Raw genomic sequence first — 14,674 nt, forward strand, 5'->3', positions numbered from 1 at the left:
TCTTACTTAAATTCACTCGTGATAGGTATTATGCGAAAATTATATTTTTAGAAAAAATATATAAAGCAAGACACTAAGCTGAAACAGCTTCACGAAGGATCAAGCCCAAATTAACCATAAAAAGGAAAAAGCTTCGGCGAATAATTTCGCCGAAGCCTTTCCCGGTTGTTTTAGTTATTAGAGAAAATTTCCAAATTACTTGGAAGCCTTCCACTCGTCATACTGCTTCTGGAACTCAGCAAGAACGTCCTGGTAACCTGCTTCGTCAAGAGCTGCCTGATAAGCTTCGATTGTAGATTCTACATCAGATGCAGGAACGCCACCGTTCTCAAGATTGAATCCGTACTCACCGGATACGTTAGCACATGCTGCATACTGGCTCTCTACAGGAGTCTTGTCGAAACGGAATCCAGCTGCGCTAGATGTGTTAGCACCACCGTTGAAGTCCTTGTAAAGCTCAGCCTTGTTTGCAGGCTCGTTGTCAAGAGGTGTTACGATTGTAGCACTAGCAGACTCCCACATTGAGTGGTTGTACTTCTCAGATGTCTGTGTAACCTGGTGGTTAGCATCGTATGTGAAGTCCTCACCCTCGATACCAAATGTGTACATATCAGCAAGTGTTGAATCTGTGTAAAGGAGACCAAGGAAGTCTACACAAGCCTTAGCCTGCTCAGGTGTTGAATTAGCTGTTACGCAGTAGCATGAACCAAGAGCTGATGTTGAATGTGCCCATCTGTTTGTAGCAGGCTGCATTGTTACATCCTGGCCATAACGAGCATCTGCTTCGTCGTTAACCGGGATATCTGTCCACCATGAAACAGCCCAATCCTGTGTCTGAGTTGTTGTATCTGTTGTAACCTTTGTGTAGTCATCTTCTGAGATGTAGCCCTTATCAGCCCACTCACCCATAAGTGTGCAGAACTCTTTATACTCAGGAGTAAGAATTGTGTCTACAACTTCATCAGAAGCTCTGTCTACAGCAACGAAGTTTGTAGCAGAATCAGCTGTGAAGAAATCAAACTTATCAATGTACCATCTGTAGAACATTGCTGTCTTCTGAGTAAGGAAAGGATACTTGAGGCCATCAGCCTTAGCATCTGCGAGCATGGGCTCGAGGTCCTTAAGCTCTTTTACAGAACTGATATCCCAGTTGTGCTGATCGATAAGATCCTGACGGAACATGAAGTCGTAACCTTCTACGTTATCCTTGTATACAGGTACGAAATACATTTTTCCATCATACTTAGCTGCTTCCCACTGACCTTCATCCATTGAATTGTAAAGGTCTGTTCCGGGAAGGATGTCTGAAAGATCATATACAGCGTTTGCAGGAACAAGATCGTTTGTTCCGATTGTGCCTTCCCATGAAGCTGTCCAAAGAAGGTTGATCTCGTTGTTAGCAAGTGCAAGGTTCGCCTTGTCTGTGTACTCACCAGAACCTACGTCTGTAAGTTTGATCTGTACCGGAATCTTGCCTGCGATGTATGCGTTGATAGCATCCTCAACCTTCTGAACCTGCTCTGAATCAGGATTTGCAAGGTTGAATGTACATCTGTAAACGTTAATTGTTGTTGCGCCATCAGCAGCCTTCTCCTCTACAGGAGTCTCAGCCTCAGCTGTGTCCTCAGCAGCTTCTGTTGTCTCTTCTGTAGCAGTTTCTGCTGTCTCTTCTGTAGCAGTTTCTGTTGACTCTGCTTCAGGAGCTTCTGTTGTACCTGCATCAGGTGTACTTGAAGATGAAGAACATCCTGCAAGTAATGATGTTACCATAGCTGTTGCCATGAGTGTAGAAATAACTTTTTTCTTCATTTTTTGCCCCCCTTTTAGGCTAAAATTATTTATATTCATCCCGAAACACTATGTAGCGGGCTAGAATATCAACCTTTAACTGAACCAACGGTAAGACCCTTGATGAAGTATTTCTGGAAGAACGGATATACTACCATGATAGGTCCAATAACTACGAGAACTGTTGCCATTGTTGCTGAGTACTGCGGTATTGTTCCTCCCATAGCTGCCCTTGCGGATGCAGGAACGTTAGAGTTATTAAGAAGGAACTCAATACTCTTCTGAATGTTGATAAGAAGTAGCTGCAAAGGCTTCTTAACATCAGAGTCGATGTAAAGCAGAGCGTTCTGCCAGTCATTCCAGTATGCTGTAGCCATCATGAAACCAACGGCTGCAAGTGAAGGCTTAAGAAGTGGAAGTGTGATCTGGAAGAAGGTTCTGTACTCACCCGCTCCGTCGATCTTGGCTGCTTCCATAAGCTCTCCGGGAATGCTGTTTACAATGTAAGTTCTTAAAATGATTACGTTCATTGTGGATACGCACAGAGGCAGGATAAGAAGCCAGAGGCTATCCTTAAGATGATAGTAACTTGTAAAAATGATGTATCCTGAAAGCGTACCACCATTGAAAAGCATGGGGATAAGCAGGAATACCGATAAAAACTTCGCAAGTCTGAATTCCTTACGGCTGATTGAATATGCGAACATACTCATGAATAAAAGTCCGAGGAATGTACCTACTACTGTTACGAGAATTGTTACGCCGTATGATCTTGCAAGCTGCTGACCATAACGAAGAACTGTTCCCATACCTGCCAGAGACCACTGAAGAGGCCAGAATCTGAAACCGTTCTGTGTGATACTCTTTTCATCTGTGAACGCTGCCACAAATGTAAGCTCTACAGGTAAAAATGCAAACACTGTGTAAGCAAGAAGTATTATTGCCAATATAATCTGCGCAACTGTTACTTTTTCTTTTTTAGAAGGCTCTAAGTCCTTATTATTTTTTGCCATTTCTTTTTTCCTCCCAAATCTCTAATCAGAACAATGCATTTTCCGGTGCGATCTTACGAACGGAAAAGTTAGCTACAAGCATAAGTAAAAGTCCAACAATTGACTGGAAGAAAGATGTAGCTGCAACGAATCCAAAGTTTGAATTCTTGAAAATAGCATTAAGTACATATGAGTCAATAACCTGCGTTGTGCTGTAAAGCGTTCCGCTGTTACGTGTTACCTGATAGAAAAGACCTGTGTCAGAGTGCATTACTGTTCCTACTGAAAGAAGAAGCATTACTGTGATCATAGGTATAAGTGAAGGAATGGTGATGTGCCATATCTTCTGCCATCCGTTTGCACCGTCGATATCAGCAGCTTCATAGAGCTCTGAATCAATTCCTGCAAGAACTGACATATAAAGAACTGAACCGTAACCTGTATCCTTCCAGATTTTTACTACAAGAAGTATCCAGGGCCAGAGTCCTGCGCTTGAGTAAAATCTTGTTGAAGTACCGAACATGTGGTTAATGATACCTGTGTCTGAACTGATGAATGCATATACGATGAACTGAACTGCTGCATATGAAATGAAAACAGGAATGATCATCAGTGTCTGCATTGTCTTAGCCATCTTCTTGAACACAAGTCTGTCAATCATGATAGCAAGTGTTACGTTAAGAAGTGTTCCTATAACTGTAAACAACAGGTAATACAGAATTGTATTTCTTGTTATGGAAATGAATGTTGCCTTAGACGCTATCAGGAATTTGAAGTTCTCCAAACCATTCCAGGGACTCTTCCAAATTCCGTCTGCGTAATTGAAATTCTTAAACGCCATGACAAGACCTGCCATAGGCACATACATAATAAAGAACAAAATCAGGAATACCGGCAATGCCATAACGACATGTGCTCTGTGTTTCCATGTGTTTTCCCAAAAACCTTTCATATCTAACCTCCCACCTTTATGGTTACTCTCTGATCTCTCCTACTGATTCACCTTCATTAAGCTTACCGCTCACAACAACCTGTTCACTGAAGGTTGTCATCGGATTTTCAATAGAATCGATCAATTTCTCTGCAGCTTTTCTTCCAAGACTCTCTGTGTCCTGGACTATGGTAGTCAGCTGCGGACTGTATCTCATAGCAATCTCAATTCCGTCGTATCCGGCAATCGAAATGTCATCCGGAACTCGGAGGCCTTTGCCTCTTATAGCATTAACTCCACCAAATGCGGCAAAATCATCAGGATATAAGATACATGTGGGCCTATCTTTAAGCTCCAATAATTTGTTTGTTGCGTTAAATGCGCCAACTGTGTCTCGATAATCGGCTTCCAGTATATATTCCTCGGGAATCTCAAGCCCCAGCTCCATAGCCGTCTTGTAAAAGCTCTTCAATCTGGCCTGGGTTACTGACGAATCAGCTCCGTGAATATATGCTATTTTTCTGTGACCCTGCTTATATACGTATGTAAGCAGATCACTTATTCCCTGTACATTATCAGAAATGATAGCCGAACGATCATTGAACACGTAATCGATCGTCACCAGCGGAATTGCGCTTCTGGCAAGTTCCCCTACCTGCGGATCCATGAAATCTACGCAGGCTATCATCACACCATCGAAATTCCTATATCGAGCATGCTCTAAATATGACATATTTCGGTTGGCCATCACGCCACCACTTATAAACGTCACATCGTATCCACCAGCCTCAACAGTTCTCTTAAAACTGTCCAATACGCTCGAAAAGTAATCGTGTGTAAGTCCGCTTTGCGCTTCATCGACGAACAGTACTCCTATATTGTAGGTTCTGTTTGTCTTAAGAGCTTTCGCTGCGAAATTCGGAAAATATCCCATCTCTGCAGCAGTTTCGCGGATGTGTTTTTTGGTCTTCTCACCAATATCATCCTGATCATTGAGGGCCTTGGAAACCGTAGCCACCGACACATTACAAGCTGTTGCAATGTCTTTAAGTGAAATTCTACGTGCCATAAATGCTCCCATCGAAACTACTAAATCGTTTTCGTGGCTTAAATATATATCACATTTTTCACCAAATCAAGTACATTTTTTAAAATTGTTGTGCATTTTGTCATTTTTTGTATTATTTTTACAATTTTTACCACGAAAATTTTAGTAATTTTCATAAATCTACTTAAAAACGTTAATTTTACTGAGGTTTTACGAAAACGTTTCCTTAAAACTCAGTGATAGCGTGAATAATATTTTTCTTGAAAAAAGCGAGGTTACCCCTTATAATCAGTTTTATCTAATGACTTAATCGTTTAAGATTATCACGCTAATATTGGGAGGAACGCAGAATGCAGTACGGTTTTTTCGATGATAAAAATCGCGAGTATGTTATAACAACGCCCAAGACTCCTTTGCCCTGGATCAATTACCTTGGCAACAAGGATTTCTTTTCGCTTGTTTCTAACACCTGTGGCGGATATTCCTTTTATAAGGACGCTAAGCTCTTAAGACTTACAAGATACCGCTACAACAATGTACCTTATGACAATAATGGTAAATATTTCTATATTAAGGATGGTGAGACCGTTTGGAATCCCGGCTGGCAGCCTGTAAAGACTGAGCTTGATTCCTATGAGTGCCGTCACGGTATAGGATATAGTAAATTCACATCCGTTAAGAACGATGTTAAGGCTTCTGTTCTTTCATTCGTTCCTATGAGCGATACATGCGAGATTTCACACGTAGAACTCACTAACAACAGCTCTTCTGAGAAAAAATTACAGCTGTTTTCTTACGTTGAATGGTGTCTCTGGAACGCAGATGACGACATGAAGAACTTCCAGCGTAACTTAAGTACCGGTGAAGTTGAGATTGTTGATTCTACTATTTTCCATAAGACAGAGTATCGCGAGAGACGTAATCACTACGCTATATATTCTGTTAATACTAAGGTAGATGCTGTCGATACAAGCCGTGACGCATTCCTTGGTGCATACAACGGACCGGATCATCCGGACGCTGTTTTCGCAGGAAAGCTTACCAATTCTGTAGCAAGCGGATGGTCTCCCATCGCAGCTCATCAGATTGATATTACGCTCACTCCCGGCGAGACAAAGACCTTCAACTTTATCCTTGGATATGTAGAGAATCCTGAGGATCAGAAGTGGGAGTCCCACGGCATCATCAACAAGAAGCCTGCAAACGAGATGCTTGCAAGATATCAGTCAGATGCTGATGTAGACAAGGCTTTTGCTGAGCTTTCTGCTTATTGGGATAACCTTCTTTCTATATATCATGTCAAGTCTTCCAATGAGAAGGTTGATCGCATGGTAAATATCTGGAATCAGTATCAGTGCATGGTTACCTTCAACATGTCACGTTCTGCTTCTTATTATGAGTCAGGAATCGGCCGTGGAATGGGCTTTAGAGATTCCTGCCAGGATTTGCTTGGTTTCGTACATCTCATTCCGGACAGAGCAAGAGAGCGTATCATTGATATTGCTTCTACTCAGTTCCAGGATGGTAGCGCATACCACCAGTATCAGCCCCTTACCAAGAAGGGTAACTCCGACATCGGTTCAGGATTCAATGATGATCCGCTGTGGCTGATCGCAGGTACCAGCGCATATATCAGAGAAACAGGCGATATGACAATCCTTGATGAAACTGTTCCTTTTGATAACGATATGAGCGTTGCTACTCCTCTTATGAACCACTTAAAGAGAAGTTTTGACTACATCGTAAACCACAAGGGACCTCATGATCTGCCTCTTATCGGTCGTGCAGACTGGAATGACTGCCTGAACCTTAACTGCTTCTCAGCTCATCCCGGTGAATCCTTCCAGACTTTTGGTCCCAGCGAGGGTCCCGTTGCTGAATCAGTATTCATCGCTGGTATGTTTGTAAAATATGGTGAAGAATACGCTCAGCTCTGCGAGCTTAAGGGTGATTCTGCCGAAGCAGAGCGTGCCCGCGCCGAGGTTAAGAAGATGTATGACGCTGTTTGCACAGCAGGTTGGGACGGCGAATGGTTCGTTCGTGCATATGATGCACATTCTAATAAAGTTGGTTCACATGAGTGCAAGGAAGGTCAGATCTACATTGAGCCTCAGGGCTTCTGCGTTCTTGCAGGTATCGGTGTTAAGGAAGGTCTCGCAGAGAAGGCTCTTAAGAGCGTAAAAGAGCGTCTTGATACCAAATACGGTGTAATGATCCTTCAGCCGGCATATACAGAGTATCACCTTGAGCTCGGTGAAGTAAGCTCCTATCCTCCGGGATACAAGGAGAATGCAGGCATCTTCTGCCATAACAATCCTTGGGTTTCAATTGCTGAGACAGTACTTGGACACGGCGACAGAGCTTTCGAGATCTATAAGAAGACCTGCCCTGCTTACGTTGAGGAGATCAGTGATATTCACTGCACAGAGCCTTATGTTTACTCACAGATGGTAGCCGGAAGAGACGCTAAATTCTTCGGACAGGGCAAGAACAGCTGGCTTACAGGTACAGCTGCCTGGACATTTGTTAATATTTCTCAGTATATCCTGGGAATTTATCCTACACACAAGGGATTATCAGTTGATCCTTGTGTACCTGCCGAGTTCGGCGATTTCGAACTCGTAAGAAAATACAGAGGTGCTACTTACAATATCAGCGTTAAGACAAATGGCGCTCAGAAGGGCATCCAGAAGCTGATTGTCAACGGCAACGAAATAAACGGAACAGTAATTCCTTACGATCCTTCCGTAAAAGAGTACACCGTTGAAGCAATCATGGGCTAAGAATTAGCCACAAAACCTTTGGTTTCCACCCGATTTTACGATCGGTTGTGAAATATAATTGCTAAATACTTTCTTTTTCAATTCCTTCTATTAAGCAATCCCCGCAGGCAAGCCCATGCCAGCGGGGATTCTTATTATAAATATTTATCTGTTTTAACCTGTATTACTTTTTCTTAAAAGAGGAATTTCCATAGCTCTCCTCCTCAAAATGTACTTTAAAAAAGGATTTTAAACGCTATAATTATTTTTGTTAGTATTTTTTTGTTGAAAAGAGTTCTATAGGAGGGTGAAATGAAAAAAACAATTAAAATTCTTGCGATGACCATGCTTGCAGCTATGATCATGGTCATCGGAAACAAAACGGCCACTGCTGCAAATTACGATCTTCAAACCGTAAAAATAGGTATATCTGATTTTGACAAATCCCTGGCCTATCCGGGAACATGTAATACCTGTTTTGCAGTAATGAATCTTGATGGGGTTACTGACTTTACCATCTCAAGTTCCGACGAAAGCATATGTACTGCTGAAATAGTATCAAATGGCAATAATACTCAGAGTGTAGACTTTACCTACATAAAACCCGGAAAGATTACCCTTATTGCCACCTACAAATACAAGGGTAAGGATTATACCAGTAAAGCAAAAATAAAGGTTACACCTTATAAAAATCCGTTTAAAACATTAAAACTGGGATCTAAGAGTATCCAGAAGACTTTCAATGAACCCGATGTTCGTCATTATGGCATGTTTGCCGACGGCGTTTCAAAGGTATCCGGAAAAAAAGTTCTTACGGTCAGTCTCAAAAAAGGATACAAGATGTATCAAAATCCCACCTTTCAGACAAAACCCAGTGTAAAAAAGCCCATGTACTACAAAAAGAATGGGAAAATAAACCTTTCTAAGGTCGATTACATTCATTTCTATATTAGGGACAAGGAAGGCTATAAATGCGGCTTTGGTTGGGCAAATCGCAAACCAAATAATTGATTGCCCCTTATATGCATATATAAAGCACAAGCTCCCGCAGATTTTTTATCCGCGGGAGCTTATTTTTTCATTTCTGGAAGGTATTTGTGTGTTTAAGTGGCTTCTTAACCTTTTTAAGGGAAGCTAGACCATAAGTTCCGGCAACGGACCCAGACCCTCAATAAATTCTTTAAATCTTGGAAGAAGAATTGAAACGGTTCCTCTGTTTGAAGCATCAATAATGCCTTTTTCAGATAAGCGGCTACGCGGAACAGACCAGGTACTATGGGTTGTCTTTGTCAGCTCAAGTAACTCACCCACTTCCATGGTCTCTTTTTTTACGATAAATTGCAGAAACCACTTATCTTTTGGCGCCAGCTCACTCCAGATTTTCTTATATACCTTCTCTGATAGAACTTCATCAAATTTTCGGAGCACTTCCTTTGTAAGGTACTTCTCTTTGGAATCCCACATATATTTCCCAAGGGTCTGGTATGCATACGCGTATCCCTTAGTGATAAAGGCCATTTTTTCAGCCTCTTCAAAGTCAATACCAAGCGTATCTTTGTAATCATCCCGAATATAAGTGATATTTAAGGGTGACATCTCATATTTAGTTGCACGAAGGAAAAATGTAAGCCCCTCAGCATTTTCCAGACTCTCTATATCTTCATATAATCCTGCGACTATAACAAAAATAGGTAGTTCTTCCCTTATAAGTATCTGAAATTCCTGGATAAAATCAACAATGCCCTTTGTTTTTCTAGCTTCATCAATAGTAACCAGCAGGTGTTTTCCGGATTTTTTCAGTTCAGACAAGATCACCTTCAGCGCATAATCGATGCTGGCAACAGGACTTTTACTGGTTATATTAAGGCCAATCCCAAAGGCGGACAAATTGAGATTCGCATCTACAAAAGCCGAAACCATCGGAACAGAACTGTATAAATGAGCTACGAGCTCACTTATGATATCAGAATCAGAGCGTATTCCTATTACTATCCAATCCTCATCATCCCTAAAATGCTGCTCTATGGCAGTAAGCGTGACTGTTTTCCCGGTCCCTCTTATCCCGGTCAGCTTAAAAGCCTGCTCATCAGGCACATCCCTTTCAAAAGCTTCAGCAATACTGTCTATGACATAGTTTCTGCTGAGATATTTTGATGGAATCTTCCCAAAGCTTATTGTATATGGATTTTTCGTACTCATGGTGCCTCCTGACTAACTGCTCTTTCCTCAGTCTTTTTGCATCTATTGAAAATTCTATTTCATTGCTCCTGCCATAATTTTCTTGTTGTATCTATATAATACTATATGAATTTATATAATTGCAACATTACTATATATTTTAATATAATTTTGAATAAAAACATTTTTCTATATAAAGCTATATAATTTCAGAACCGCAATATAAAACACTATAATAATACATAAAAATCCCCTGAAGAAGGCTTTGATCACTTCCATAGTCTTCTTTAGGGGAATCTTGAAGCGCAAATTATAACATGTGTTATCCTTTTATAATAAAGGCCTTTATTGTCTCCATGGTGCTCTTTAGCTGATATTTTATGAGGAATACCGCATCATTGTAGATCTTATCGCCGTATTTAATGTGCTCAAGAAGAGGATAAACGTACTCTTCTGTCTCCTCCACATAGGAAATTATCTTTTCTCTTGAAAACGCCAGTGACATCAGACTCACGTTATTACATCTGTCGAGAGCTTTAACTATGGACGCAGTACTATCAGAAGAAATTCCGACGTAATAACGCTTTTTCTCGGCATCGGTGCCGCTGTAATTCTCGGGTTTGGTAAGAAGTGCCACAGAGTGCCTTACAGGCTCGGAAAAGGGCAGATTTTCAGGTTTTACACCACAATCCTCGCATACATCGTGTAAAAGAACCGTAGCCAGAACATGATCATTTTTGATACCCATAGCATGGGCATGACACGCCATCATAAGAGGATGCGTGATATATGGGATGTGTTCCTGGGTAAAAGGACTCGTTTTACGGGACTGTCCTGCATGCCTGTCCCTGGCATAATAGAGTGCCTCATAGGTCTCTGTGAGGTTCTCTTCAATAGCATTTCCCATAAGACGTGTAAACATGTGATCCTCAGAAAAAATCTTCTCTTTGAGGATCCATGCCGGCTTTTCTGAATCCATATTTTTCACCTCTATAAACATCAGATAATCTGCTTAAAGGGTACAGAAAAAGCATACCACACATTGTAGAAATTTGTGCGGTATGCTTTTATTAAATCTTTATTATCTCAGGGCTGTTTTTTCAATTTTATAAAATCACAGTCGTTATTATCACCTTTTTGTTTATACTTTTTTGACGATATTTCGAACCCAAATTCCTTTTTTAACAAGAACAAATCCTATTGCACTCTTGATAACTTCCAATGCGCAAACCGTGAAATATACTTCAACTACCGGCATTTTTGTGTGGTATGCAAGTATTCTTGCAACTACTACGGAAACAGTCCATACGTAACAGCTGTCGAACAGGAAGGTTACCAGTGTCTTTCCGCCGGATCTAAGTGTAAAATACGCCACGTTTGCGAAAGCGTTAAGCGGCATTACTACTGCAACTACGCGAATAAACTGTGTTGCCAGCTCCTTAATGGCAGGCTCAGTGTTATAGAACCTGGGAACAATAGGCGATACGAGGAATAAAAGTGCCCCCATTACAAAGCAGCTGAGAACGCTTAATGTTGCCATTCTCCAGGCATCTCTTCTGGCATTTACAAAATGCTCTGCTCCAAGCTCCTGGCCAACAACGATGGACGTTGAGTTTCCAAGTGAAAGGAAAACCTCGTTAAAAATCTGCGCTATTGTATTTGCAATGTTTAATGCAGCAATTACCTCTATTCCTCGTATTGAATAGCACTGCATAAGCACTGCCTGTCCAAGACTCCACAAAAACTCGTTTGCAAGCAGCGGCAGGGATTTTGTCACTATTGGCCAGATAAGGTCCATAGGGATTACAAAATGTCTGTACAATCCCTCCAGGAAAGCATAATCATCCTTTTTTCTGTGGGATACAATCGTAACTATTCCCATCTCCACAAATCTTGAAATAACAGTTGCTATCGCCGCACCTGCCACTCCCAGCTTGGGAAAACCGAGATATCCGAAGATAAGAAGCAGGTTAAACACAAAATTAACCGCCATCGCAGTCATACTTGCGATCATCGGAAGTGTCGTTCTGCCGGATTCCCTTAGCGTTCCGGAATAAACCTGAGTAATTCCAAAGGGCAAAAGCCCGATTAACATTATATGAAGATAATTTTTTGCAAGATTAAGGGTCTGTATGGCATCTTCAGGAGTCGTATCCGCAGCTATATACAGCTTAATTAGCGGCTCTCCTGCGGTTATGAAAACAACCAGCGCAACAGCAGTAATAACAAGCGCTATTATTGTCTTAAAGCGCATGGTATAGCGAACGCCCTCATAATCGCGACGTCCAAAGAACTGCGTACCATAAATGCCTGCCCCTGCAAGCGCACCCCAGATGCATAACATCTGAACGAACATCAGCTGATTTACGATGGCTACCGATGACATTGCCAGCGTTCCAACCTGTCCGACCATAATATTATCAAGAAGTCCTACCACGTTAGAGAGTGTATTCTGGATGATCATCGGAACTACAACCATGGCAACCTTACGATAAAATGACGGTTCGCCAATCACACACTCTTTAAGTGAGAGCTTTACCTTTAATGATTCTTCTGCTGTAAGCATTATTCCTCCAAATCTTTTCTATATATTGCATAGTCCGGAAAAAAGCGATTCATTTTGCTCGCAGCTAATCCGGATTTATTAGTTTCCTTCTCCCTGAAGCTCCTTTAACGCTTCATCGGAATATTTCTCAAAAATGCCCGTAAGCTCTGAATAATCCTCTGCTGTAAGCTTATCCTGAGCATATTCCATAAGTCCCTCAACATTCTTATCGTCTACATAGGACTGAACATCACTTATTGCATCAAGTGACATGTTATCGATAAGTATCTCTGTTACCTTGTCCTTATCCTCTTCAGAAACATTATCCATAATTTTCTGAACATCCTCAGCTGAATCACCGCCATACTGCTTTATTGCCTGTTCAACTACAGCCTCGGTTATCTCTTTTACAGCCTTTTTCTTAATATCGTTTCCAAGCTCTGCCAAAGGATTGGCCTTTTCAGCTTCTTCTGCCTCAATGCTTTCTTCACCGCTTATCAGTTCAGATGCCTTTCTCGCGATATCCGCTCTGTAAAGATATATTCCACCTATAGCTAACACTACTGCCAGCGTAGCCACGAATGCTTTTACGACTTTCATAATTTTTCTCCTCTATACCTCTTAAATCTGCGTGAAAAACCTGCCAAATGTCACGCCTCATCTTCATTAAACTCATAATAAAACCATTTCAGGGCATTGAAAAACCCCGGAATACCAAAGTACTCCGGGGCGTTAAGTTCATGATCTTAATTATTTCTTGTTTACAAGATCCTTCAGAGCCTTACCAGCCTTGAACTTCGGAGCGATAGAAGCAGGAATCTTGATGGTAGCACCAGTCTGAGGGTTCTTACCAGTTCTAGCTGCTCTCTTTGTGGTCTCGAATGTACCAAAGCCAACAAGCTGAACCTTGTCCTTCTTCTTAAGTGTCTTAGAAACAACATCTACGAAAGCCTTTACAGCCTTCTCAGAATCCTTCTTGGAAAGACCTGTTTCCTTAGCAATAGCTTCAACGAGTTCTGTTTTATTCATTTTTTATTCCCCCTTTTTTCTAGGTTTATTATGAAACTAAGGCAATTCTACCACTATGAATTATTATGCGCAACGTTTTTATCGGAATTCTGCTACTTTTTTATAATTATTTTGTAATTTCTGCTTTAATTCTGCTATTATTGTAGTAGAAAACACTTATGGGGGACTAAAAATGGCTACTGAAAACAAACGCAGAAAACCACTTCCTGACATTCCCGCGCATCCGGAGGAAGCCACAAAAGAAAAAAAGCTACGTGCTGCTCCTGATGAAATAATCGCAAAAGCAGTACATGAAATGATGATGAAAGACCATCCGGAGGATTAAACAGCTTGCCGTTACTGGTTTTATGGTCATTTAGCCGAATTGATATAAGTACATCAATACATCATGATGCCATGTTGTGTTGATATACTTTTTTACATTCCGCAACTTCTATATAGATTTCTCACAGCATTGCGATAATCCGCGGGATTTTTGGATACCCTTATTTTGTGAATATATGGCCCTATTTCGCTTCCATCTGTTGTTTTGAAGTTTCCCCCTACATAGAACCAAATCTCCTTCATTTTGTGCATTATAGACTCATCTGCAGGTATCTCAATCTTATACTCAGTTTCCAATGCTTCTATGAAGCCTTTGAGCTCGTCACCACTCATACTTTTCCCTGTAGCTATCTCTCTTGCAAGTCCGGGATTTGCTACAAGTCCTCTTCCTATCATCACTTCCTTCAGATTAGAAAATTCCGACACAATCCTGTCATAATCATCTTTTGAAAAGATATTGCCGTTATAGCTAATGGGATTTTTGCTGTTTTCATACGCCCATCGGAAAATCTCCATATCAGGCTCTCCCTGATACATTTGAGTTCTGACTCTTGGATGGACAATCACGTTACAAAACGGATACTTATTAAAAACAGGTAAAAGCTCGAGATATTCCTTCGGGGCCTTTAATCCGATTCTGGTTTTTATTGATAAAGCGGTATGTTTTATCTCCTCGCTCTCAAATACTTCAGCAAAAAGCTCATCAAGATATGCCGGATCCTCTAACATTCCGGAGCCCTTGTGCTTACTGACCACCGTTCCAACCGGGCACCCCATGTTCAAATTTATCTCTTCAAACCCTCTTTGATGCATCTCGGACAGCGCCCATATAATCTCGTCTGCTTTATTTGTCATGATCTGAGGAATCAGGCGCCCTTCCATTCCCTGATTATTTTCAGGGGCAATTTCCCTCATATCACGCTTTTTTATGGCATGCTGCTTATATACAGATAAAAAAGGAGTGTAATACCTGTCTATTCCCTCCGGAAACAATTTGCTGTGCGCATTTCTATAGCAATATATGGTAATGCCCTCCATGGGTGCATAAGAAATTCTCATTTATTTTCCCTTTCAAAA

13 protein-coding genes are annotated in these 14,674 nt (G+C 41.2%); 3 read left to right on the forward strand and 10 right to left on the reverse strand.

Annotated elements, in window-relative coordinates; translation table 11 throughout:
* Window positions 1–195: 195 nt before the first annotated feature.
* The 4 genes from G608_RS0108115 to G608_RS0108130 all read right to left on the reverse strand — a co-directional run bounded on the left by G608_RS0108115 (window position 196) and on the right by G608_RS0108130 (window position 4,780).
* Window positions 196–1,809: an ABC transporter substrate-binding protein gene (locus G608_RS0108115; RefSeq protein ID WP_026495613.1), complete on the reverse strand. Its 1,614-nt coding sequence runs from the start codon at window positions 1,807–1,809 to the stop codon at window positions 196–198.
* A 68-nt stretch (window positions 1,810–1,877) separates the two neighbouring features.
* Complete coding sequence (locus G608_RS0108120; RefSeq protein WP_026495614.1) at window positions 1,878–2,801, reverse strand: carbohydrate ABC transporter permease; 924 nt, start codon at window positions 2,799–2,801, stop codon at window positions 1,878–1,880.
* Window positions 2,802–2,826: 25 nt separating this feature from the next.
* Window positions 2,827–3,732 (reverse strand): ABC transporter permease, encoded by a 906-nt coding sequence (locus tag G608_RS0108125; protein WP_026495615.1) that lies wholly within the window; start codon window positions 3,730–3,732, stop codon window positions 2,827–2,829.
* A 22-nt stretch (window positions 3,733–3,754) separates the two neighbouring features.
* Window positions 3,755–4,780 (reverse strand): LacI family DNA-binding transcriptional regulator, encoded by a 1,026-nt coding sequence (locus tag G608_RS0108130; RefSeq protein WP_026523962.1) that lies wholly within the window; start codon window positions 4,778–4,780, stop codon window positions 3,755–3,757.
* Window positions 4,781–5,109: 329 nt separating this feature from the next.
* Between G608_RS0108130 and G608_RS0108135 the strand changes: the two genes are divergently transcribed.
* The gene (locus tag G608_RS0108135; RefSeq protein WP_026495617.1) at window positions 5,110–7,542 is read left to right on the forward strand and encodes a GH36-type glycosyl hydrolase domain-containing protein; all 2,433 of its coding nucleotides are present in this window, start codon (window positions 5,110–5,112) and stop codon (window positions 7,540–7,542) included.
* Window positions 7,543–7,833: 291 nt separating this feature from the next.
* A complete protein-coding gene (locus G608_RS0108140) occupies window positions 7,834–8,532 on the forward strand; it encodes a hypothetical protein (protein WP_026495618.1) in 699 nt (232 codons plus the stop codon).
* Between the two features lie 123 nt (window positions 8,533–8,655).
* On the opposite strand, the gene G608_RS0108145 is transcribed toward G608_RS0108140, so the two are convergent.
* The 5 genes from G608_RS0108145 to G608_RS0108165 all read right to left on the reverse strand — a co-directional run bounded on the left by G608_RS0108145 (window position 8,656) and on the right by G608_RS0108165 (window position 13,273).
* A complete protein-coding gene (locus G608_RS0108145; RefSeq protein WP_026495619.1) occupies window positions 8,656–9,720 on the reverse strand; it encodes an ATP-binding protein in 1,065 nt (354 codons plus the stop codon).
* Window positions 9,721–10,021: 301 nt separating this feature from the next.
* The gene (locus G608_RS0108150) at window positions 10,022–10,678 is read right to left on the reverse strand and encodes a hypothetical protein (protein WP_026495620.1); all 657 of its coding nucleotides are present in this window, start codon (window positions 10,676–10,678) and stop codon (window positions 10,022–10,024) included.
* 162 nt (window positions 10,679–10,840) lie between these two features.
* Window positions 10,841–12,265, reverse strand: a complete 1,425-nt coding sequence (locus G608_RS0108155) for an MATE family efflux transporter (RefSeq protein WP_035795034.1) — start codon at window positions 12,263–12,265, stop codon at window positions 10,841–10,843.
* 78 nt (window positions 12,266–12,343) lie between these two features.
* Window positions 12,344–12,844 (reverse strand): hypothetical protein, encoded by a 501-nt coding sequence (locus G608_RS0108160; RefSeq protein ID WP_026495622.1) that lies wholly within the window; start codon window positions 12,842–12,844, stop codon window positions 12,344–12,346.
* A 150-nt stretch (window positions 12,845–12,994) separates the two neighbouring features.
* Window positions 12,995–13,273 carry an HU family DNA-binding protein gene (locus G608_RS0108165; protein WP_026495623.1) on the reverse strand — a complete coding sequence of 93 codons (279 nt, stop codon included), beginning with the start codon at window positions 13,271–13,273 and terminating at the stop codon, window positions 12,995–12,997.
* Between the two features lie 172 nt (window positions 13,274–13,445).
* On the opposite strand from G608_RS0108165, the gene G608_RS23205 reads away from it, so the two are divergent.
* Window positions 13,446–13,598, forward strand: coding sequence for a hypothetical protein (locus tag G608_RS23205; protein WP_155833246.1), 153 nt, complete (start codon window positions 13,446–13,448; stop codon window positions 13,596–13,598).
* 92 nt (window positions 13,599–13,690) lie between these two features.
* Here G608_RS23205 and G608_RS0108175 read toward each other — a convergent pair whose 3' ends face one another.
* Complete coding sequence (locus tag G608_RS0108175) at window positions 13,691–14,656, reverse strand: tRNA-dihydrouridine synthase family protein (protein WP_026495624.1); 966 nt, start codon at window positions 14,654–14,656, stop codon at window positions 13,691–13,693.
* Window positions 14,657–14,674 lie beyond the last annotated feature (18 nt).

Origin of the sequence: Butyrivibrio sp. WCD3002 (assembly GCF_000424265.1) — a bacterium.
GTDB lineage: Bacteria > Bacillota > Clostridia > Lachnospirales > Lachnospiraceae > Butyrivibrio.